This is a genomic window from Pseudomonas sp. NPDC089401, assembly GCF_044749485.1.
Classification (GTDB): Bacteria; Pseudomonadota; Gammaproteobacteria; order Pseudomonadales; family Pseudomonadaceae; genus Aquipseudomonas.
In genome coordinates this window covers 563,704-585,608 of record NZ_JBIVIA010000003.1, presented here as the reverse complement: position 1 = coordinate 585,608, position 21,905 = coordinate 563,704, and the positions used below count along the sequence as shown (strand labels likewise).

The 21,905-nt window shown below is 64.4% G+C and carries 19 protein-coding genes; 8 read left to right on the top strand and 11 right to left on the bottom strand.

Annotated elements, in window-relative coordinates:
- Window positions 1–3: 3 nt before the first annotated feature.
- From ACIP21_RS10035 to ribBA, 3 genes are all read right to left on the bottom strand, one after another.
- Window positions 4–921 (bottom strand): ABC transporter permease, encoded by a 918-nt coding sequence (locus ACIP21_RS10035; protein ID WP_400686923.1) that lies wholly within the window; start codon window positions 919–921, stop codon window positions 4–6.
- Entirely contained in the window at window positions 918–1,943 is a 1,026-nt protein-coding gene (locus ACIP21_RS10030) for a polyamine ABC transporter substrate-binding protein (protein ID WP_400686921.1), read from the bottom strand. The genes ACIP21_RS10035 and ACIP21_RS10030 overlap by 4 nt, the downstream gene beginning before the upstream one ends.
- A 329-nt stretch (window positions 1,944–2,272) precedes the next feature.
- On the bottom strand, window positions 2,273–3,394 hold the full coding sequence (ribBA, locus tag ACIP21_RS10025) for a bifunctional 3,4-dihydroxy-2-butanone-4-phosphate synthase/GTP cyclohydrolase II (RefSeq protein WP_400686919.1): 1,122 nt from the start codon (window positions 3,392–3,394) through the stop codon (window positions 2,273–2,275).
- Window positions 3,395–3,473: 79 nt separating this feature from the next.
- Here ribBA and ACIP21_RS10020 point away from each other — a divergent pair, with 79 nt between their 5' ends.
- On the top strand, window positions 3,474–3,767 hold the full coding sequence (locus tag ACIP21_RS10020) for a DUF1330 domain-containing protein (protein WP_300032411.1): 294 nt from the start codon (window positions 3,474–3,476) through the stop codon (window positions 3,765–3,767).
- Between the two features lie 130 nt (window positions 3,768–3,897).
- On the opposite strand, the gene ACIP21_RS10015 is transcribed toward ACIP21_RS10020, so the two are convergent.
- Window positions 3,898–4,620: a pirin family protein gene (locus tag ACIP21_RS10015; RefSeq protein ID WP_400686917.1), complete on the bottom strand. Its 723-nt coding sequence runs from the start codon at window positions 4,618–4,620 to the stop codon at window positions 3,898–3,900.
- A gap of 299 nt (window positions 4,621–4,919) precedes the next feature.
- A complete protein-coding gene (locus ACIP21_RS10010) occupies window positions 4,920–5,939 on the bottom strand; it encodes an alpha/beta hydrolase (RefSeq protein WP_400686915.1) in 1,020 nt (339 codons plus the stop codon).
- Window positions 5,940–6,085: 146 nt separating this feature from the next.
- Here ACIP21_RS10010 and ACIP21_RS10005 point away from each other — a divergent pair, with 146 nt between their 5' ends.
- Window positions 6,086–6,970 carry a LysR family transcriptional regulator gene (locus tag ACIP21_RS10005; protein WP_400686913.1) on the top strand — a complete coding sequence of 295 codons (885 nt, stop codon included), beginning with the start codon at window positions 6,086–6,088 and terminating at the stop codon, window positions 6,968–6,970.
- A gap of 3 nt (window positions 6,971–6,973) precedes the next feature.
- On the opposite strand, the gene ACIP21_RS10000 is transcribed toward ACIP21_RS10005, so the two are convergent.
- Window positions 6,974–7,882 (bottom strand): LysR family transcriptional regulator, encoded by a 909-nt coding sequence (locus tag ACIP21_RS10000; protein WP_400686911.1) that lies wholly within the window; start codon window positions 7,880–7,882, stop codon window positions 6,974–6,976.
- A 288-nt stretch (window positions 7,883–8,170) separates the two neighbouring features.
- On the opposite strand from ACIP21_RS10000, the gene ACIP21_RS09995 reads away from it, so the two are divergent.
- The 3 genes from ACIP21_RS09995 to ACIP21_RS09985 are packed head-to-tail and all read left to right on the top strand — an operon-like array spanning window position 8,171 to window position 11,769.
- Window positions 8,171–9,475 carry an MFS transporter gene (locus tag ACIP21_RS09995; RefSeq protein ID WP_400686909.1) on the top strand — a complete coding sequence of 435 codons (1,305 nt, stop codon included), beginning with the start codon at window positions 8,171–8,173 and terminating at the stop codon, window positions 9,473–9,475.
- 30 nt (window positions 9,476–9,505) lie between these two features.
- Complete coding sequence (locus tag ACIP21_RS09990) at window positions 9,506–10,747, top strand: Zn-dependent hydrolase (protein WP_400686907.1); 1,242 nt, start codon at window positions 9,506–9,508, stop codon at window positions 10,745–10,747.
- Window positions 10,747–11,769, top strand: coding sequence for a histone deacetylase family protein (locus ACIP21_RS09985; RefSeq protein ID WP_400686905.1), 1,023 nt, complete (start codon window positions 10,747–10,749; stop codon window positions 11,767–11,769). The genes ACIP21_RS09990 and ACIP21_RS09985 overlap by 1 nt, the downstream gene beginning before the upstream one ends.
- A gap of 426 nt (window positions 11,770–12,195) precedes the next feature.
- On the opposite strand, the gene ACIP21_RS09980 is transcribed toward ACIP21_RS09985, so the two are convergent.
- From ACIP21_RS09980 to ACIP21_RS09970, 3 genes are all read right to left on the bottom strand, one after another.
- A complete protein-coding gene (locus ACIP21_RS09980) occupies window positions 12,196–13,107 on the bottom strand; it encodes an S-type pyocin domain-containing protein (RefSeq protein WP_400686903.1) in 912 nt (303 codons plus the stop codon).
- A gap of 350 nt (window positions 13,108–13,457) precedes the next feature.
- Window positions 13,458–14,150, bottom strand: a complete 693-nt coding sequence (locus tag ACIP21_RS09975) for a methyl-accepting chemotaxis protein (protein ID WP_400687117.1) — start codon at window positions 14,148–14,150, stop codon at window positions 13,458–13,460.
- Window positions 14,151–15,155: 1,005 nt separating this feature from the next.
- Window positions 15,156–16,580: a PLP-dependent aminotransferase family protein gene (locus ACIP21_RS09970; protein WP_400686901.1), complete on the bottom strand. Its 1,425-nt coding sequence runs from the start codon at window positions 16,578–16,580 to the stop codon at window positions 15,156–15,158.
- A gap of 326 nt (window positions 16,581–16,906) precedes the next feature.
- Between ACIP21_RS09970 and ACIP21_RS09965 the strand changes: the two genes are divergently transcribed.
- Window positions 16,907–18,316, top strand: coding sequence for an amino acid permease (locus ACIP21_RS09965; protein ID WP_400686899.1), 1,410 nt, complete (start codon window positions 16,907–16,909; stop codon window positions 18,314–18,316).
- Between the two features lie 3 nt (window positions 18,317–18,319).
- On the opposite strand, the gene ACIP21_RS09960 is transcribed toward ACIP21_RS09965, so the two are convergent.
- A complete protein-coding gene (locus ACIP21_RS09960; RefSeq protein WP_400686897.1) occupies window positions 18,320–18,499 on the bottom strand; it encodes a hypothetical protein in 180 nt (59 codons plus the stop codon).
- Between the two features lie 87 nt (window positions 18,500–18,586).
- Here ACIP21_RS09960 and tam point away from each other — a divergent pair, with 87 nt between their 5' ends.
- Entirely contained in the window at window positions 18,587–19,363 is a 777-nt protein-coding gene (gene tam / locus ACIP21_RS09955) for a trans-aconitate 2-methyltransferase (RefSeq protein ID WP_400686895.1), read from the top strand.
- A gap of 111 nt (window positions 19,364–19,474) precedes the next feature.
- Here tam and ACIP21_RS09950 read toward each other — a convergent pair whose 3' ends face one another.
- A complete protein-coding gene (locus ACIP21_RS09950; RefSeq protein ID WP_400686893.1) occupies window positions 19,475–20,344 on the bottom strand; it encodes a LysR substrate-binding domain-containing protein in 870 nt (289 codons plus the stop codon).
- A 243-nt stretch (window positions 20,345–20,587) separates the two neighbouring features.
- Between ACIP21_RS09950 and ACIP21_RS09945 the strand changes: the two genes are divergently transcribed.
- On the top strand, window positions 20,588–21,904 hold the full coding sequence (locus ACIP21_RS09945) for an MFS transporter (protein WP_400686891.1): 1,317 nt from the start codon (window positions 20,588–20,590) through the stop codon (window positions 21,902–21,904).
- The last annotated feature ends 1 nt before the right edge of the window (window position 21,905 follow it).

Here is a 21,905-nt window from a genome sequence, read left to right as displayed (position 1 = left end):
GGTTTACCTCGCGTTGCCGACCGGGGATTCCGGCTGCAGCTTCAGGTACAGGTAGAAGAGCACCAGGGTGATCACCACCAGCAGTGCGGCGGCGGCGCTGGCCAGGCCCCAGTTGAGGAACGACTGCACCTGCTGGATGATGAATTCGGGCAGCATCATGTTCTGCGCCCCGCCCAGCAGCGCCGGGGTGACGTAGTAACCGAGCGACATCACGAACACCATCAGCGCCCCGGAGAACAGCCCCGAGCGGCACAGCGGCAGGAACACCTTCCAGAAGTTGGTCCAGGGGCTGGCGCCGCAGATCGAGCCGGCCTGCAGCACCATCGGGTCGATGGCGTGCATGGTCGCCTGCAGCGGCAGCACGATGAACGGGATCATGATGTAGCTCATGCCGATCACCACACCGGTGAGGTTGTGCACCATCTCCAGCGGGGCATCGATGATGCCCATGGCCATCAACGCCTTGTTGATCACCCCCGAGCTCTGCAGCAGCACCAGCCACGAGTAGGTGCGCGCCAGCAGGCTGGTCCACATCGACAGCAGCACGATGTTCAGCAGCCAGCGGCCCCAGCCCTTGGGCACCAGGGTGATCGCCCAGGCCAGCGGGAAGCCCAGCAGCACGCTGATCAGGGTGACCACGCCGGCCACCGAGAAGGTATTGAACAGCACCCGTGCATAGGCCGAGTTGGCGAACAGCTGCTCGTAGTTGCCCAGGCCCGGCGTGGGCTCCAGCACCCCGCGCAGCAGCAGGCCGACCAGCGGGGCGAAGAAGAACAGGCCGAGGAACAGCAGGGCCGGCAGCAGGTTGCGGCTGCCTTTCCAGCGCTGGCTCAGGCTGGCGCGGCGAGGGGCCGTTCCCGGGGCGCCGGTACCCGTGGGGGTACCTTGCGCGTTATGCAGGGCGTTGATGGCGACTTTCATTTGACCAGCCACTCATTCCAGCGCGCGGCGATGGCCTGGCCGTTCTTCGCCCAGTAGGCGAAGTCCAGGGTGACCTGGTCCTGGGCGTAGGCAGTCGGCAGGTTCGGCGCGAGCTTGCTGTCCAGCTTGGCCACGCTGTCGACGTTGACCGGGGCGTAGGCGGTCTTGTTGGCGAACTCGGCCTGGCCTTCGGCGCTGCTGGCGTTGGCCAGGAACTTCATGGCCGCGTCCTTGTTCTTCGAGCCTTTGGGGATGACCAGGAAATCGGCCATGACCAGGTTCTGCTTCCAGCTCACGCCGACCGGCGCGCCATCTTGTTGCAGGGCATAGACGCGGCCGTTCCAGAACTGGCCGAGGGACGCTTCACCGGAAGCCAGCAGTTGCTGCGACTGGGCGCCACCGCCCCACCAGACGATGTCCTTCTTGATGCTGTCGAGCTTCTTGAAGGCGCGGTCCAGGTCCAGCGGGTAGAGCTTGTCGGCGGCTACGCCGTCGGCCAGCAGGGCCAGTTCCAGCACGCCGGGGCTCGGCCATTTGTACAGGGCGCGCTTGCCGGGGTAGGTCTTGGTGTCGAACAGCGCGGTCCAGTCGACCGGCTTGTTGGCACCGAGCTTGCCTTCGTTGTAACCGAGCACGAAGGAGAAGAAGAACGAGCCGACGCCATGGTCGGAGACGAACCGCGGGTCGATCTTGTCGCGCTTGATCTGGTTGAAATCGAGGGGTTCGAGCAGGCCTTCGCTGGCGGCGCGCAGGGCAAAGTCGGCTTCGACGTCGACCACGTCCCACTGCACGTTGCCGCTCTCCACCATGGCCTTGAGCTTGCCGTAGTCGGTGGGGCCGTCCTGCACGACCTTGATGTCGGTGGCCTTGCTGAAGGGGACTGCCCAGGCTTCTTTCTGGGCGTCCTGGGTGGTGCCGCCCCAGCTGACGAAGTTCAGGCTGTCGGCAGCCTGGGCGGCCTGACAGGCCAGGGTCAGCAGGCTGGCGGACAGCACTGCGGTTACACGTTTGCTCAACAGCATGGTTACGCCCTCGTTGCTTTTGTTATTCGAGGCGGGGCTTTTTGGTGCGCCCGCCAACTGTGTTCGGGGAGCAGCTAAAACAAAGTGCGTTGCGGCCGTTTGTGAGTGTAGGTGCCGGCCTGCAGATTCAAGGTCTACGGTAGATCATATTATGGTATTCCAAACTTTTGGCAAGGGGGATGAGGCTACCGGCCATCACTCCGCTTTCTTGCATGCAACTCAGGCCCTGTGGGAGCGGGTTCACCCGCGAATGCGTCGGTGGCTTGAGCATCGCATTCGCGGGTGAACCCGCTCCCACAGGGCCCTGCCAAATGAGTTGTTTACGTGTTTCAGCCGACCATCCCAGGCTCGAACGGAATGCTCTGCACCACCTCCAGCTCATACCCGGCCAAGCCTGCATACTTGAGCGGCGGCCCCAGGTGACGCAGCTTGCCCACGCCCAGGTCCTGCAGGATCTGCGCGCCGGTACCCACCTCCGAATACACCTTCGACTGCCCGCGCTGATAGGGCCGCAGCGGCTGGGTCAGCTGCGGCACGCGTTCGAGCAGGGCCTGGGAGGATTCGTGGTTGGCCAGGATCACCACCACCCCGGCTCCTTCCTCGGCGACCTTCTGCAACGCCGCCCACAGCGTCCAGTTGGCGGGGCCGGCGTATTCGGCACCGACCAGGTCGCGCAGCGGGTCGATCACGTGCACGCGCACCAGGGTCGGCTGCTCGCGACGAATGTCGCCCATGACCATGGCCATGTGCACACCGCCTTCGATGCGGTCTTCATAGGTGACCAGGCGAAAGGTGCCGTGCACGGTCGGCAGCTCGCGCTCGCCGATGCGCTTGATGGTCTGCTCGGTGCTCAGGCGGTAGTGGATCAGGTCGGCGATGGTGCCGATCTTGATGCCATGGCGGGCGGCGAACACTTCCAGGTCAGGGCGACGGGCCATGGTGCCGTCGTCGTTGAGCACTTCGACGATCACCGAGGCTGGGGTGAAACCGGCCAGGCGCGCCAGGTCGCAACCGGCTTCGGTGTGCCCGGCGCGGGTCAGCACGCCGCCTTCGCGGGCGCGCAGGGGGAAGATGTGGCCCGGCTGCACCAGGTCTTCGGGGCGCGCGTCGGGGGCCATGGCCGCAGCCACGGTGCGCGCGCGGTCGGCGGCGGAGATGCCGGTGGTGACGCCGCTGGCGGCTTCGATCGACACGGTGAAGGCGGTGCTGAACACGCTGCCGTTGGCCGGCACCATCTGCTCCAGGCCCAGGCGCTGGCAGTGATCGTCGGTCAGGGTCAGGCAGATCAGGCCGCGCGCTTCGCGGGCCATGAAGTTGATGGCCTGGGCGTCACAGCGCTCGGCGGCGATCAGCAGGTCGCCTTCGTTTTCCCGGTCCTCGTCGTCCACCAGCAGGACCATCTTGCCTTGCCGGTAGTCCTCGAGAAGTTCTTCGATGCTGTTGAAAGCCATGCTGCACGCTCACTGTGGTGGGGTGATTTTTATGGTATACCATCATACACAAATATCGTTGCAACAGGAGAACCCGCGGATGAAGGCCTATTGGATCGCCCACGTCGACGTGACCGACCCCGAGCAATATCAGCAATACACCCAGCGCGCGCCGGCGGCCTTCAAGGCCTTCGGCGGCCGCTTCCTGGCCCGAGGCGGGCGCAGCGAGGCGATGGAGGGGCGGCCCACTCCACAGCGTAGCGTGGTGATCGAGTTCGATTCGTACGAGCAGGCGGTGGCGTGCTACCGGTCCGCGCTGTACCAGGAGGCGTGCAGCCATCGCCAAGGGGTGGCGAAGGCTGATGTGATCATCGTCGAAGGGTTCGAGCCTTGAGTGACGGCTGATTGCCTCTTCGCGGGTAAACCCGCTCCCACAGGTACAGCACAAGTCTTGAATACCGTGCTGTCCCTGTGGGAGCGGGTTTATCGAGGCGTCGAACCGCCGCGAAGAGGCCGGGCCTGCCTTACGGCATGCCAGGCAACTCATGCGGCCGCAGGTCGAACACCAGCACTTCGGCATCCACCCCATTGCCCAGCTCCAGCACCTGTTCCTGCCGCACCCGCACCCCATCCCCCTCATTGAGCACCTGGCCATTAAGCTCGATGCTGCCCCGGGCCACATGCACATAGGCATGGCGGTTCTCCGGCAAGGTCAGGCTGGCACGCTCCGCACCGTCGAACAGCCCGGCATACACCCGCGCGTTCTGGCGTACCTGCAATGACCCCTCGGCGCCATCCGGCGAGATGATCAGGCGCAACCTGCCGCGCTTCTCCTCGGCACTGAAGTGCTGCTGCTGATAACGCGGTGTCGCGCCTTTGACGTTGGGCACGATCCAGATCTGCAGGAAGTGCACCGGCTGCGCCTGGCTGTGGTTGAACTCGCTGTGCGCCACGCCATGCCCGGCGCTCATCAGTTGCACGTCGCCCGGGCGGATCACCGAACCGGTGCCCAGGGTGTCCTTGTGCTCCAGGGCGCCTTCGAGCACGTAGGAGAAGATCTCCATGTCCCGGTGCGGGTGTTCGCCAAAGCCTTTGCCGGGGATGACGCGGTCGTCGTTGATCACCAGCAGGTCGGAGAAACCCTGCTCGTCGGGGTTGCGATAGTGGCCGAAAGAGAAGGTGTGGAAGGATTTCAGCCAGCCGTGGAAGGCCAGGCCGCGGTCTTGGGCGTTACGGACGGTGAGCATGGTGATTCTCCTTGAAAGGCCGGGGCCGGGAGCGGCTGCCGGGCTGTTGATGGGAGAATTTTACTGTCAGCCTTGATGATGATAAATATGGCTTTATGAGTTTTAGTGTCTCTTTTTCTGTGACAATTTGAGTGGTGCTTGCGAGTGCTCGCCTTGAGGGTTTTGGCGGTTTTGAAATCGAGCGCCGCGCGGGCGGCGCTCGATCTGACGGGCACTGAAAATCTTGCGCCAGGCACCTGTATGCCCAAACGCCAAAAGCAAAAATACCCGCCTAAGCGGGTATTTTCGTATCTATCAGATTACTGCAAATGCACCTTCAACTCCCCAGCCGCCTGGCGCATCGCCGCCTTCACCGCCGGCACCTGGCTCAGTGGATTGAGCAGGCCATAGTCATGAATCATCCCGTTGTACCGCACCGACGTCACGGTCACACCGGCCGCATTCAACTTGCGGGCATACGCCTCACCTTCATCGCGCAGCACATCGAACTCGGCCGTCTGCACCAGCGCTGGCGGCAGGCCCTTGAGCTGTTCGCTGCTGGCACGCAGCGGCGAGGCGTAGATTTCTGCCCGTGCCTTGGCATCGGTGGTGTAGTTGTCCCAGAACCACTTCATCATGCCGGTGGTGAGGAAGTGCCCCTCGGCGAACTGCTTGTACGAGCCGGTCTCGAAGCTGGCGTCGGTCACCGGCCACAGCAGCAACTGGAAGCGCAACTTCGGCGTACCGGCTTCCTTGGCCTTCAGCGCCACCACCGCGGCCATGTTGCCGCCGACGCTGTTGCCGGCCACGGCCAGGCGCTTGCCGTCGACGCCGATGTCCTTGCCATGCTCGGCCACCCATTGGGTCGCGGCGTAGGCCTGGTTGATCGCGGTCGGGTAGTGCGACTCTGGCGAAGGGGTGTAGTCCACGTACACCGCCACCGCGCCGGAGCCGACCACCAGGTCGCGGATCAGGCGCTGGTGGGTCGGGAAGTCGCCGAGTACCCAGCCGCCGCCGTGGAAGAACATGAACACTGGCAGGTCGCCTTTGACATTGGCCGGGCGCACCACTTGCAGCTTGATCGACTGGCCGTTGGCCTGAATGGTGCGCTCCTTGACCTCGATCCCGGACAGGTCGACCTTCACCGAGGCCTGGGCGCCGGTCAGCACGGCGCGGGCGTCTTTCGGGCTGAGCTGTTCGAGCGGCTTGCCGCCCCCTTGTTCCAGGGCTTCGAGGAAGGCCTGGGTGTGCTGTTCGACGCCAGGGCTGCCGGCCGCGAAGGCACTGGACACGGACAGGGCGAGAAGGGAAGCGGTGAGGGCTTTGTGGACAATGTTCATGAGCGAATCCTTTTCTGTGCAAGTGTGGGTAGTGGGCGTCTTGCCTGGCCTCCAGGGCCATCGCTGCGACCTGTGTGTAGATTAGGCAGATGCACTCACGGGAAAAAGCAGTTATAAAGCGTTTTACTGTCACCAAGATCGAGACAATGAACCCCTACGAAGACATGCGCATCTTTGCCCAGGTCATGGAAGCCGGCAGCTTCACCGCCGCCGCCGACCGCCTGGGCATGTCCAAGCAATCGGTCAGCCGCCGCCTGATGCAGCTCGAAGAGCGCCTCGGCGTGCGCCTGCTCAACCGCTCCACCCGGCGCCTGGACGCCACGCCGCTGGGCCAGCACTACTACCAGTCGGCGCTGCGTCTGCTGGGCGAGGTGCAGCAGGTGGAGCACGACATCAGCGGCCAGACCCAGGCGCTGCGCGGCACCTTGCGCCTGAGTGCACCGCTGTCGTTCGCCATGACCCACCTGGGCTGTCTGCTGACCGAATTCCTGCAACTGCACCCACAGGTGGATGTGGAGGTGGACCTCAGCGACCGCGCGGTGGACCTGATCGGCGAGGGCTACGACCTGGCGCTGCGCATCGGCGCGCTGGAAGACTCCAGCCTGATTGCCCGGCGCATCGCCGATGTCGAGCGGGTGTACTGCGCAAGCCCGGCCTACCTGCAGGCCCGGGGCGTGCCGGCCAGGCCGGAAGACCTGGCCGGGCACGATTGCCTGCCGTATGGGCATTCGCGCCAGGTGCAGTGGCAGTTCAGGCAGGGCGGCAAGGCCCAGGCGATCCAGGTGAGTGGGCGCATGCGCGCCAACAACGGCGAGATGCTGCGGGACGCGGCGATTGCCGGGATGGGCGTGACCTACCTGCCGACCTTCATCGTCGGCCAGGCGCTGGCCGATGGGCGCCTGGTCACCGTGCTGGATGAATGGCTGACACCGGCGTTGCAGCTCTCGGCGGTGTACCCGCAGCACCGCCAGGTGGCGCGGCCGGTGCAGGGGTTCGTGAACTTCCTGCGCGAGCGCTTGCAACAGCTCTGACGCTCAGTCGAGGCAGGCCTGCAATGCCTCGATGAACACCTCTTCGGCCCGGCTCAGGCGCTGTTCGCGGTTCCACAGCAGGTGGATGTCGACATCGGCAATCCCTTCGCCCGGCGGCAGTTTCCACAGCAACCCTGCCGCCACGTCGGGCGCCACCACATGCTCGGGCAGACAGCCGATGCCGAAGCCGGCGATCACCAGCCGGCGCACTTCCTCAAGGCTCGGCGACGAGGCCACGATCCTGCCGGAGAACCCTTGCTGGTCGCGGAAGATGGTCAGCGGCGAGAGCATCCCGCCAATCTGGTCGCTGGTGAAGCTGACGAAGTTTTCCCGCTGCAGGTTGCCCTCGGCCTGGCCGAACAGGGCATGGTGCTTGCCGCAGAAGAACGCGTAGCGCTGGCGCAGGAACAGGCGCTGTTCCAGCCGTGGCTGGGGCCGGCGGTTCAGGCTCAGGCCGGCCGTGGCGGTTTTTTCCTGCAACGCGGCGACGATGTCGGAACTGCGCATCACGTCGATTTCCAGGTCCACCCGCGGGTGCTGGCGATGGAAGTCGGCGAGGAAGTCATCGAAGCGTTCGCTGACGATGCGGCTGATCATCAGCAGGCGCACCCTGCCCACCAGCTCGTCCGCCGGCTGCTCCAGCAGGCCGCCGATCTGCGACATCTGCCCGTAGACCTCGCCGGCCAGCAGAAACAGCTGCTCGCCCATGTCGGTGAGGACGAAGCGCGGGCCCCGCCGGGCGATGAGCTGGCGGCCGAGCTGTTCCTCGAGGCGCTTGAGCGCCTGGCTCACTGCCGGCTGGGTCAGGTGCAGGCGAGCCGCGGCGCGGCTGATCGACAGCTCCTGGCCGATTACCCGGAAGGTGCGCAGCAGGTTCCAGTCGAGGCGGTCGTTGAGCAGGCGGTCGGACATGGCGGGCTCGATGATAAGCAGGGGTAATAGTGCGAATAATAAATAGAAAATTGACTAATCATAGCCCCGGGACGATAAATCACAGCCATTGAGGCCTGTGACATCAGTGCTGGCTTCTTCGCGGGTAAACCCGCTCCCACAGGTACGGCGCAACCTTCTAGCCTCGTGCAGTCCCCTGTGGCAGCGGGTTTACCCGCGAAGAAGCCAGCACTGATCGAAGGGCCAAGCGCCATCAGAGCGCCACCGTGACCCTCAACTCCTGCCAGAAAAACAAGCAAGGGAGCCCCCATGAATCCATCCGCCTCGCCCCAGCCGCGCCGCGCTGCCGCCGCCGCGTTCATCGGCACCATGATCGAGTGGTACGACTTCTACATCTACGCCACCGCCGCCGCCCTGGTGTTCGGCGCCTTGTTCTTCCCCTCCGACAACAGCCTGTTCAGCACCATGGCCGCGTTCGGCACCTTCGCCGTGGGCTTCTTCGCCCGGCCGCTGGGCGGCATCGTGTTCGGCCATGTGGGCGACCGCATCGGGCGCAAGAAATCACTGATCATCACCTTGCTGATGATGGGCATCGTCACCGTGTGCATCGGCCTGCTGCCCACCTACGCGCAGATCGGCAGTGCGGCGCCGGTGCTGCTGATCATCCTGCGGGTGATCCAGGGCATCGCCGTGGGTGGCGAGTGGGGCGGCGCCGTGCTGATGGCCGGCGAGCATGCGCCCAAGGGCCGGCGCAACTTCTTCGCCTCGTTCGCCCAGCTGGGCAGCCCGGCCGGCTTGATCCTGTCGCTGCTGGCGTTCGGCGCGGTCACCCGCCTGCCGGAAGAGGATCTGATGAGCTGGGGCTGGCGCTTGCCGTTCCTGGCCAGCGCGCTGTTGCTGCTGGTGGGCCTGGCGATCCGCCTGGGGGTCAACGAGTCGCCCGAGTTCATCGCCAGCCGCGAGCAGGCGGCCAAGGCCCAGCGCAAGGAGCAGGCACCGGTACTGGAAGTGCTGCGCACCGCCTGGCGGCCGCTGCTGCTGTGCATCGGCGCCAATACCCTGGGCATCGCCGGGGTCTATTTCACCAACACCTTCATGATCAGCTACACCACCCAGCAGCTGCACCTGGAGCGGTCGTTGATCCTCGAGTGCCTGTTCTTCGTGGCGATCATCCAGTTCTGCGTGCAGCCGCTGGCCGCGTGGCTGTCGGAGAAGCTCGGCGCCACCCGTTTCCTGGCCCTGGTCGCGCTGCTGGCGATGGCCTCGCCGTACCCGATGTTCGTGCTGGTCAGCTCCGGCGAAGGCCCGCTGATCGTGCTCGGCATCGCCCTGGCGGCGGCCTGCATGGCCTCGTTCTACGCGGTGATCGCCGGCTACGTCAGCGGCATGTTCGAAACCCGCGTGCGCTACACCGCGATTTCCCTGGCCTACCAGGTCTGCGGCGCCATCGCCGGCGGCCTCACGCCGCTGATCGGCACCTGGCTGGCCCACACCTTCAGCGGCCAGTGGTGGCCGATGGCGGTGTTCTACACCCTGATCGCCACCGTTTCGCTGGTCTGCGTGCTCGCCCTGGCACGCCAGTACGCCCGCAGCCAGCGCCTGGAACTGGCCTGAATCCTTCGTTTTACTCTGGAGTACCCGCACATGTTGAAAAGCAATGGCGAACGCCTGTGGGCGAGCCTGATGGCCATGGCCGAGATCGGCGCCACCGCCCGCGGCGGCAGCTGCCGCCTGGCCCTGAGCGACGAGGACAAGGCTGGCCGTGAACTGTTCAGCCACTGGTGCCGCGAAGCCGGCCTGACCTTGAGCGTGGATGCCATCGGCAACCTGTTTGCCCGCCGCGCCGGCAGCGATCCGAGCGCCGCCCCGGTGATGATGGGCAGCCACCTCGACACCCAGCCCGAAGGCGGCCGTTTCGATGGCGTCTATGGCGTGCTGGCTGGCCTCGAGGTGGCGCGCCGCCTCAACGACCTCGGCATCCAGACCCGCAAGCCGCTGGAAATCGCAGTCTGGACCAACGAGGAAGGCGCCCGTTTCACCCCGGCCATGTTCGGCTCGGCGGTGTTCACCGGCAGCCTGGCGCTGGAGCAGGCCCTGGCCATCCGCGATGCCGACGGCATCAGCGTCGCCGACGAGCTGCAGCGCACCGGCTACGCCGGCCAGCGTCCCCTGGGCGGCCAGGTCGATGCCTACTTCGAGGCGCATATCGAGCAAGGCCCGATCCTCGAAGACAACGCCAAGGCCATCGGCGTGGTCACCGGCGGCCAGGCGATCCGCTGGCTGGACGTGACCGTCGAAGGCATGGCCGCCCACGCCGGCACCACGCCGATGCCGCTGCGCAAGGACGCCCTGTACGGTGCCGCGCGGATGATCCAGGCCGTTGAACAACTGGCCGCCGACTTCGCCCCGGAAGGCCTGACCACGGTCGGCGAACTGTCGATCGCCAAGTCTTCGCGCAACACCATCCCCGGCACGCTGCGCTTCACCGTCGACCTGCGTCACCACCGCGACGAGGCCATCGAAGCCATGGAGCGCGACCTGGCCCTGAAGCTGCAGGCCATCGCCAACGGCCGCGGCCTGCAGGTGCGCATCGAGCGCCACTGGGTCAGCCCGGCGACGCCGTTCGACGCCGACTGCGTGGCCGCCGTGCAGCAGGCGGTGGACGGCCTCGGCTACGCCCAGCAGCGCATCGTCAGTGGCGCTGGTCACGACGCGATCCTGCTGGCCCGCTACTGCCCGACGGCGATGGTGTTCATCCCCTGCGTCGGCGGCCTGAGTCACAACGAAGCCGAAGACGTGCTGCCCGAGGACGCCCGCCAAGGCGTCGACGTGCTGCTCAACGCGGTGCTGGCGCGCGCCGGCAAAGTCGAACAAGGAGAAGCCTGATGCGTTGCTACTTCCACCCCGAACAATTGCTGCACCACCCGCGCAGCTACTACTCGCGCGGCGCCATGCGCACCCCGCAGGAAGTCCCCGAGCGCGCCCAGCGCCTGTTGCAGGCGGCCAAGGGCCTGGGCTTCGACATCCGCCAGCCCGAGGATGCCGGGCTCGAACCGCTCAAGGCCGTGCACGGCGAGGCGTACCTGGCGTTTCTCGAAGAAGCCCATGCGCGCTGGAAGGAGGTGCCCGAGGATTGGGGCGACGAGGTGATGTCGAACATCTTCGTGCGCGAGCCCAACGCCCTGCGCGGCATCCTCGCCCAGGCCGGGCGCTACCTGGCCGATGGCAGCTGCCCGGTCGGTGAGCACACCTGGCGCTCGGCGTACTGGTCGGCGCAGAGTGCGGTGGCCGGGGCCAAGGCCCTGCTCGATGGCGAGCCGGCGGCCTACGCGCTATGCCGTCCACCGGGGCACCACGCGCGGTTCGATGCGGCCGGGGGCTTTTGCTACCTCAACAACGCGGCCGTGGCTGCCCAGGCCTTGCGCAGCCGTTACAGCCGCGTGGCGATCCTCGATACCGACATGCACCACGGGCAGGGGATCCAGGAGATCTTCTACGAACGTAACGATGTGCTGTATGTGTCCACCCACGGCGACCCGACCAACTTCTACCCGGGCGTTGCCGGCTTCGAAGACGAGCGTGGCAGCGGCGCGGGGGAGGGGTACAACGTCAACCTGCCGATGGCGCACGGGGCCAGCGAAGCGGACTTCATGGGGCAGCTGGAGATCGCGCTGGATGCCGTGAAGGACTTTGGCGCCGAGGTGCTGGTGTTGTCGCTCGGGTTCGATATCCATGAACTGGACCCCCAGAGCAAGGTAGCGGTGACGACTGAAGGGTTTGCGGCGTTGGGCGAGCGGATTCGGGCATTGCGCTTGCCGTGCCTGATCGTGCAGGAGGGGGGGTATCACCTGGAAAGTCTGGAGGCGAATGCGCGGGCGTTTTTTGCAGATAGAATTAGTTGGCGATAAATGTTCAGGTGCCAGCAGTTAGAGTGCAACTGCTGGCGCCGTTTTGTAATGTCAAACTTTGAGCGTGATCCTTGTGCTTAGGCTTGATCGAATTTATATTTTTTCTCAAGGAGAAATTTGGGCGCTCTCCATTGAGGACCTTTCGAATATCCGCCGCCAGTTTCTTCTATTAATCCCGCGGAGCACATTTGTTTTATTAGTGCGATCAGTTCTAGGCAATTGCCGAGATGGATCCAGTTGTTTTGTTCATATAGTCTATCTATTTGCGGATGGGAGATGCCGGTGCCTCTGGTGAGGAACAAAATTACGTCAGTAGGCGTTTCGTTTTGAACTACGTCGTGAATAGTGTGCATTAGTATTCTCGCTGAAGTTGTTTTCGGTCTGCTTCCAGCGCCTCCGGGGTATATAGTAGCTCGGCTTTCGAGCTTAGCTGATAGTCTTCCAATGTGGCGGCGTGGGTATTGTTCCAGGCTTCTCCACGATCATCCGGCAAAATTTATCAGCGATTCCCAAGGCGCGAAAACGCTCAAGTTCTCTCAATTCATGGGTGATAAACCGTTTGTCTGTGTCAGTCAATTCTATAGTGCCAAGTAGGATTTTTTCCAGCCGATCTATCATGACGATATTGGCGTCAGATGGATCGAAGCGACCTATATGTAATTTCACAAGGTCGACTCCCGCTCGGGTAAAGGTGGCTTCTCGCCAATCCAAGCGCTCGATAGGTCCGCCCGCTTTTTCAGGGTTGTAGAACCGACCGCTGTATGTGCCTATCGTAGTTGCTCCCGGATAAGGTGTACTGAATACGATGTACAACAGCGGAAGGCCAGAGTCTACTGGGAAACAATAAATGCAATCTTTCGGGTTTTGCGGTTCGATTGCGGGGAGAGGTGTTGCCGCTCTGGTGGCTGTTTCGAGTGTTGTACCCTCATAGGGATTGGGCTCGACTGGTACGCCAGGAAGTATCGTCGAAGCGTCTCCTGCGGCATGTATAGGGAATGTAAGTCGTATCGGGAGATCCCTTGAAGGAAGCGAGATGTAACTGTTGCTCGCTTCGTCAAAGATCAGGGCGCGCACAGGAATTTTATGCGCTGCATTTGCTGCGTTCAGATGCTTCGAAAGGACGTGGGTGTCGAGCTCGGTGTGGATGCGAAACGGGGCATCAAGTACACCTTCGATTGCAGCGAGCTCATGGATATTTTCGGGTAAGTCAGGTATGAGCCATTGTGCCGGGATGCTCAGAGCCGACTCATGGTAGAGGTCGGAGTTTCCCAATTCAGGGGAGTAAAATACACCTCCAATACCCAGCCTGAATATCCGCAATGCTGCAGCCTGGGCCAACTCAACCAGCCTCCGTCCAGCGGATTGCAATGCAAATTCGAGGTGTGGGCTTGTTTTGACTGGACCTTGAGTTGTACCCAATTGAATGGTGGGGTTTAACTTCAAGGTAATGGTGTTGCTTTCGAGTGCTTCCGGATTTTTGTTGTATTTCTTGAAGTCGCGTACGGGTCAGGGTTTCGCGGTTAGTCATGTCTCTTTCCTGTGAGTCAGGTTCGGAAAGAGAAAGGCTGTAGGCATCTTCTCCAAGGGCTAAGATGGAATCTATTCATGACTGATGCTTGTGGCCAATATTAATGGGCCAGAAGGTATTCACCCGAACACTGGCAGTGGTGGCGGCCTCGACCTCAATCTCAAGGGTGGAACGTGCGCCCCAAGGCATCCAGCCGTGTAGCGATCGGCGGTAAGCGCCGGCTGCTCGACGCCAGTGTCTGCATGTCCTGCGCCGTGCCCTGGGCAATCCCCTGCACCGACTGCAGCCTCCCGACAATCTCCTGGCTCACCGCCGACTGCTCGCGGGTGGTGGTGACGATCTGCCCGTTCAGCGCATCGATCTGCGCGATGTCGCTGCTCACCGCCTGCAGCATCGCCGCCGCCTGCTGGCTGTCCTCGACACACCGCTCGACCCCTTCGCGGCTATGCTGCATGGCCTCGACCGCCTGCCGGCTGCCTTGCTGCAAGGCTTCGACGATGCCTTTGATTTCCAGGGTCGACACGGCGGTGCGCTTGGCCAGGTTGCGTACTTCGTCGGCGACCACGGCAAAGCCGCGGCCCTGATCGCCGGCACGGGCGGCTTCGATGGCAGCGTTCAGGGCCAGCAGGTTGGTCTGCTCGGCGATGCTGCTGATCACCTCCAGCACCGTGCCGATCTGCTGCGCCTGCCCGGCCAGGGCCTGGACGGTGTCGTTGGTGCCTTGCAGGTGCGAGGCCAGCAGGGCGATTTCCTGCTGGGCGCGGTCCACGCTCTGCTGGCCGCGGCTGGCCTGGGTGCTGGCCTGGCCCGCGTGTTCGGCGGCGTGCTCGACGTGCACGGCGATATGGCCCATGGCATCGCCCATCTGCCGCATGCAGCCGGTGACCTGGGCGATCTCGTTGAGCTGGTGCTGAGCGCCTTTTTCCAGGGTGCTGCTGGTCTTGGCCAGTTCCTGGCCCAGCTCGCCCAGGCCCTGGGCGTCACGCACCACGCCGTCGACCAGGCCGGTGATCTGGTTGAGAAAGCGGTCGAAGCGCTGGGCCAGCGAGACATGCACGGTGCTGTCGCTGCCGGCATCGGCGGTGAGCTGCGAGGTGGTCAGCAGCATCTTGTCCAGCATGTCCTGGCTCTCTTCGGCGTCCCGCCGGCTGTGCACGGCGAGGTAGAGCAGGGCCACGGTTTCCATCACCACGTAGAAGGCGTGCACGAAGATCATCGTCCAGCCGCCGTGGTGGGCCATGACGAACACCGGATAGCCCTGGTGCTGCAGCACATGGAAGATCACGTGGTGCAGCGCGATGGTCAGCGCCGCGACCAGGATCGGCAGCCAGTCACGGTAGAAGGTGAGTACCGCGAGCAGGGCGAAGATGCCGAAGTGCGATTCGATGATGCCCTCGGCCTGGTTGATGTGCAGCGCCGCCATCAGCATCAGGCCGAAACCCAGGCAGCAGCGCATCGTGCGCGTGCCGCCGAGGGTACGGTACAGGCCGGTCAATGCCAGGCAGGTGCCGCCGCCGACCGCCAAGGCCTGGAGAAAGGTGTCATGCCAGAATGCCAGGGCCAGGGAAAAGAGGAACATCAGCCAGGTCAGGCCGAGCATGATCCGGTCGGCCTTGCGGTAGTGTTCGAAGAAGCGAGGGGCGTGGGGCATGCGCGCAGCTCCAGGGGGGTATGGAGAGCGTAGCCGTTAGCCATCATCGCGCCAGGGGAGGTAGGTGGATGGGGGGATCAGGTGCTTGTCTTTAGGGGGCATCAGGGCGTACAGGTGCATGCCTTGAGGTTTTCAGCGCCTGTGAGATCGAGCGCCGCCCGCGCGGCGCTCGATCTCACAGGCGCTGAAAAACCAAAGGTGAGCGCTCTAAATCCCACCCCGCCGCACATGCTTCACCAACACCTTCTCCAACAATTCCCACATTGCCGGGTCGGTACTGAACGCCACGTTGAAGCGCATCCACCCGGTCGCCTTGGCATCCACCATGAACAGCTGCCCGGGCCCGAGCATGATGCCTTTCTCCAGTGCGTCGTCCAGCAACGCCGCGCTGTCCGGTATCGCTGGATGGCGGGTCCAGATGTACATCCCCTCATCCGACTCGATGAACAGTTCGAAGCCCAGCCGATGCAGGTGGCGGCCCACTTCCTGATGCGCCTCGGCCAGGCGCTGGCGCAGGCGCTTGAGGTGCTTGCGCCAGCGCCCGTCGATGATCGCGGCATACACCACACGCTCCATCACCTGCGAGGTGGTCAGGCCCGAGCGCATCTTCAGGTGCAGCAGCTGCTGCATCAGCTGCGGGTTGGCCAGCAGGTAGCCGACCCGCACGTTGGGCGAAATGCTCTTCGAATAGCTGCCCACGTACACCACCTGCTGCAGGTGGTCGAGGCTGGCCAGGCAGGGTTGCGCTTCGGCGACCATGTCGGCGTACAGGTTGTTTTCCACCAGGCGGAAGCCGTGCTGGCTGGCCAGTTGCAACAGGCGGTGCAGTTGCGGCAGCGGCGTGCGCGAGCAGGTCGGGCTGTGCAGGTGCGGCTGGGTGAAGAAGGCGGTGGGGCGGTGGTGCGCCAGCAGCTGCTCCAGGTGGTTGAGGTCGTAGCCGTTCGGGGTGCGCGGCACCCCGATCAGGGTCGCGCCCTGGGTGCGCAGGATGCTCATCAGGTTGGGGTAGCCGGGGTCGTCCACCAGCACCACGTCGCCCGGGCGCACCAGGGTGCGCACGGCCAGGTCCAGGGCCTGGCTGGCACCGTGGGTCAGCATCAGTTGCGCCGGGTTGCAGACGATCGACAGTTCCTGCTGCAGGTTCTGCGCGGTCAACGCGCGCAGCTCCGGCAGGCCCATCGGGTCGCCGTAGCCAGACAGCTCCAGCGGGCTGCCGGCGACCTGGCGCAAGCCGCGGCGCAGGCCGTCTTCGTACATCCAGTCGTTGGGCAGCCAGCCGCAGCCGGGTTTGAACGGCAACTGGCGGATTTCGAAGATCTGCTGCAGGTACCACTCCGAGTTGAACGTCGGGCGGCCGCTTTCGGTTTCGCCGCTGCTGCTGTCCAGCAGCTCGTTCGCCGCACGATTGACGAAGAACCCCGCATTGCCCTTGCTCACCAGCAACCCTTGGGCGACCAGGCGGTCGTAGGCCTCGACCACGGTGAAGGTGCTCACCGAGTAGGTCGCGGCGAAGGCGCGGATGGACGGGACCTTGGCGCCGGGCTTGAGGGTCTGGTTGTCGATCAGCTCGCGCAGGCCATCGATGATCTGGTTGACCAGCGGCGTCGAGGAGTCGGGATGTAATTCAAGCATTCGGGGCCTTCAGGAGTGCGGAATGCCAAGCGCCAGCGGGGTGTATTGCATCGGCGGCCTGTACAGTGCAGTGCGAGATTCATGCCACTGTGCATGGCTCTCTACGTCGGACATTTTTACATTAGGTGTCAGATATCGCCACATAAAGCATGTTCAGTTCGTCCCAGGGGCAAACCCTGGGGCGCGTCAGCAGGCCGCCATGGAAGGCCTGCGTGTGCTTGCGCACACCATCCTGCCCGCATTAGCACTGATGTACAGGTGAGGCCGAGGACCATCGCGGCTTCACAGTTTTCCTTGGATAAAAAGAAGCACGGGGTACACAACTGATGGACGCAACATCCACAACCACCACCGCGAAAAGCGGGCACGAGAGCAAGCTCAGTGCCTCGCTCAAGTCGCGCCACCTGACGATGATGTCGATCGCCGGGGTGATCGGCGGCGCCTTGTTCGTCGGCTCCGGGAGCGTGATCCACAGCGCCGGCCCGGCCGCAGTGCTGGCCTACCTGGCCGGCGGCATCCTGGTGGTCCTGATCATGCGCATGCTCGGTGAAATGGCGACGTCCTCGCCCGACACCGGCTCGTTCTCCACCTACGCCGACCGCGCCATCGGTCGCTGGGCCGGTTTCACCATCGGCTGGTTGTACTGGTGGTACTGGGTCATCCTGATGGCCTGGGAAGCCTATGTGGCGGGCAAGATCCTGCATGGCTTCTTCCCCGACGTGAGCGTCAACGTGTTCGTGCTGGCCACGACCTTGCTGCTGATCACCGTCAACTTTTTCAACGTCAAGCACTACGGCGAGTTCGAATTCTGGTTCGCCTTGATCAAGGTGATCGCGATCGTCTGCTTCCTGATCGTGTGCGGCGCTGCGGTGATGAACATCTGGCAGTTCGGTGAAGTGCGCGGCATCAGCCACCTGACCGCCGAAGGCTTCATGCCCAATGGCATCACCACGGTAATCGGCGCGTTGCTGGGGGTGATGTTCGCCTTCCTCGGCGCCGAAATCGTCACCATCGCCGCCTCCGAAGCGAAAGACCCGGCCACCCAGATCGTCAAGGCCACCAACTCGGTGGTATGGCGCGTGTGCCTGTTCTACGTCGGCTCGATCTTCCTGATCGTCTGCCTGGTACCGTGGAACGACCCGCAGCTGGGCGTTTCCGGCTATGGCGCCTACCGCCGTACCCTGGAGCTGCTGGGCGTGCCGCACGCCGAACTGCTGATGAACTTCGTGGTGCTGACCTCGGTGAGCAGCTGCCTGATCTCGGGCCACTACACCGCCTCGCGCATGCTGTTCTCCCTGGCCCAGCGTGGCGACGCGCCGTCGTTCTTCAAGATCACCCGCGCCGGCACCGGTGTACCGGTGTACGCGATCATCGGTTCCTGCGCCGTGGCCGTGGTCTGCGCGCTGATCAACTTCAGCGAGACCCTGCGCCCGAAAGACGTGCTGGAAACCCTGATGAACACCACCGGCATGATCGCCCTGCTGGTGTACCTGGTGATCGCCTTCTCGCAGCTGCGCATGCGCCGCAAGCTGATCGCCGAAGGCAAGGAAGTACGCCTGCAGATGTGGCTGTTCCCATGGCTGACCTACCTGGTGATCGGCTTCATCATCGCCGCCCTGGTGACCATGGCCTTCATGCCTGACTACCAGATCCTGGTGATCTCCACCGGCATCGCCGCGGCTGTCGTGGTGGCCATGGGCGTGGTGCACCAGCTGCGCATGGGCAAGCAGCACTAAGCGTCAATCGCTGTTGGAAACGGCCGGCTCCCTCGGGGACCCGGCCGTTTCGCGTTGTGCGGCCTGGGTTTTCTGCTCGGGCATGTGGAAGCGCTGGTTCATCCAGGGCGAGCCGAGCAGGGCGGCGGCGGCGATCAGGGCGGCAATGGCCAGGGCCAGGAATGGTTTCATGGGCATTCGCATACAGGGACTGACTTCCAGCATAGGTGGTCGGTTCCGGCGCGAAGATGGCTTATGCTCAAGCCATCGCCCGCCCAAAAGGAGCCCCCCATGGCCTGGTCCGCCACCCAGTACTCCCTGTTCGAAGATGAACGCACCCGCGCCGTGCGCGACCTGCTCGCCGCCGTGCCACCGCGCCCGGTGCGCCACGCCACCGACCTGGGCTGTGGCCCCGGCAACTCCACCGAAGTACTGCTGCAGCGCTGCCCGGATGCCCAGGTAACGGCGTTGGACAGCGACAAGGACATGATCGACAAGGCCCGCGAGCGCAAGCGCCTGCATATTCCGCGGGTGCGTTGCGAGATCGCCGACATCGGCACCTGGTCGGCGCCCGAGCCGCAGGACCTGATCCTGGCCAACGCCTCGCTGCAGTGGGTGCCGGACCACGGCTCGCTGTATCCGCACCTGGTGCGCCAGTTGAGCGAGGGCGGCAGCCTGGCCGTACAGACCCCGGACAACCTCGACGAGCCGGCGCACCGGCAACTGCGCGATATCGCCAGCCGTGGGCCCTGGGCCGACAAGTTCGCCGGCTTCCAGTTGCCGCCGCGGCACAATGCGGCGTTCTACTACGACCTGCTGAGCCCGCTGTGCGCGCGGGTGGATGTGTGGCGCACCACCTATCACCATCCCTTGATGGGAGGGGCCGAGGCGGTGGTGGAGTGGTTCAAGGGGTCGGCGTTGCGGCCTTACCTGGCCAGGCTGGACGAGCCGGAGCAGGAGAGTTTCCTGCAGATGTACCTGCAGGCGATGCAGCAGGATTACCCGGCGGCGACCGACGGCAAGGTGTTGCTGCCGTTTCCGCGGTTGTTCGTGATCGCGACCCGCTGATTTTTGTATTGCCTTTGCCGGCCTCTTCGCGGCTAAAGCCGCTCCCACAGGTACAGTGGCAGGCTTGAATCCGTAGGAGCGGCTTTAGCCGCGAAGAGGCCGGTACAGGCGCTACAAAGCTTCCTGAACCATCTGCAGGAAGGTCGCCACCACCCGGCGGCTTCGTTGTTCGCTCAGGCACACCAGGGTCTCGGTCAGGTGCCGCTGGCAATCGACGATCGGCAACGCGCATACCCGTGCATCCGCGCCGAACTCGGCGGCCGACACCACCCCCACGCCAATCCCCACCACCACCGCTTCGCGCGCCGCCTCGCGGCCTTCGACCTGGATCGCCGGGCGAATCCGCAGGCCTGCGCGCTGCATCTCTTCTTCCAGCGTCTGCCGCGTCACCGACCCCGGTTCACGCAGCACCAGGGGCGTGTCGTCGAGGTCGGCCAGGCTGATCGAGCCGCGGCTGGCCCAGGGGTGGTTGTGCGAGACGAACGCCACCATCGGGTCGCGGCGCAGCGGCACGCAGTACAGGCGCTGGTCATCCACATCGCGCCCCAGCAGCGCCAGGTCGGCCTGGTAGCTGAACAGTCGCGACAGGGATTCGTCGGTGTTGCCGGTCTCGACCTTGACCTGGATGCCCGGGTAGCGCTGGCAGAAGCGGGCGATCTGCGGCAGCACGTGCACCGGCGCATCCACCGCCAGCACCAGGCTGCCGGTGTGCAGGGCGCGTGAGTCCTGCAACAGGTCATGGGCTTCGGCTTCGCAGGCGAACAGGCGCTGGCTGATCCCCAGCAAACGCTCGCCCAGGTCGGTCAGCTGTACCGAACGCTTGTTGCGCTGGAACAGCTGCACGCCGAAGCGCTCCTCGAGCTTGCGCACCTGGTCGGACACCGCCGGCTGGGTGAGAAACAGCTTCTGCGCGGCGCGGGTGAAGCTGCCGTGCACGGCCACCGCGTGAAAGGCCTTGAGTTGAGCGTGGGACACCGACATGGGCACTCCATTAACAAGCTGAGCTTATGTGTGAAATACGATAAATCGATTTTATTTATCAGTCAGCAACTGTTTCCATACTTTGCAACCCAAGGCCGCCGCCACAAGCGGCGGCCGGGCCATGGCCCGCACACCGGCGCCATCTGACCAGATGACGAGCCCCGTCATGCAGTGCGCAACACAACAACAAGACAGGCGTTTTTTAACAATCTGCCGGCACACTTGAGCAAGAGGTCAGAGTCAATGAATCAATCCCTAGCCGCGCTGAAGCGCTGGCGCATCCAGATCTTCGCGATCACCTGGCTGGCCTATGCCGCCTTCTACTTCACCCGCAAAGCCTTCTCGGTGGCCAAGCTCGGCATCGGCGAAGACCCGACGTTCATGCTCGACAAGGCCGCCATGGCCAACCTCGACGGCATCTACCTGGCCGCCTATGCCGTGGGCCAGTTCACCTGGGGCATGCTCGCCGACCGCTTCGGCCCGCGTGTGGTGGTGCTGGGGGGGCTGCTGATTTCCGCCGCCGCCGCCGTGGTGATGGGCAGTTACGCGACCTTCCCGATCTTCGCCACCTGCATGCTGATCCAGGGCCTGGCGCAGTCCACCGGCTGGGCCGGGCTGTGCAAGAACATCGGCAGCTTCTTCCCGGCCTCCCAGCGTGGGCGGGTGCTGGGGTTGTGGAGTTCGTGCTACGCCTTCGGCGGCCTGGTCGCCTCGCCGTTCGCCGGCTGGTGGGCCTACACCCTGGTCGGCACCTGGCACGCGGCGTTCTTCTCCAGTGCCGCGGTGGTGGCCGGCGTGGCCGTGCTGTTCTTCTTCCTGCAGCGCAACAAGCCAGAGGATGTCGGCCTGCCGGCGGTAGAACCGGAGCCGCAGAGCATGGCCCCGGCCGGCAACCTGTGCAGCGTCTGGGCGCCGCTGCGCGAGATCCTGCGCAACCGCACGGTGCTGACCCTGGGCCTGGCGTATTTCCTGCTGAAACCTGCGCGCTACGCCATCCTGCTGTGGGGCCCGGTGATCGTCTTCGAGCAGATGCCCTCGGTGGGCAAGGTCGGCGCGGCGATCATCCCCACCGCCTTCGAGCTGGCCGGGCTATTGGGCCCGATCATCATCGGCCTGGCCTCGGACAAGCTGTTCGGTGCCCGGCGCATGCCGGCCTGCGTGATCAGCCTGGTGCTGCTGACCGTGACCCTGGCCGCGTTCATGGCCGCCATGCACAGCGGCAGCATCGTGCTGGTGGTGGCGCTGTTGTTCTGCATGGGCCTGACCCTGTACGGCCCGGACTCGATGATCAGTGGCGCGGCGGCGATCGACTTCGGCACGGCCAAGGCCGGCGCCACGGCGGCGGGCTTCGTCAACGGCTGCGGCTCGGTGGGCGCGGTGCTCGGCGGCCTGCTGCCGGGCTACTTCGACAGCGTCACGGTGTTCATCGTGTTCGCCGGCTGCGCGCTGTTCTCGGCCCTGGTGCTGCTGCCGCACTGGAACAGCCGCCCGGCCGGCACGCCCCAGGCCAATGACCTGGCACCCAACACCAGCATGGCGATCAAGCCACTGCGTACCTGAA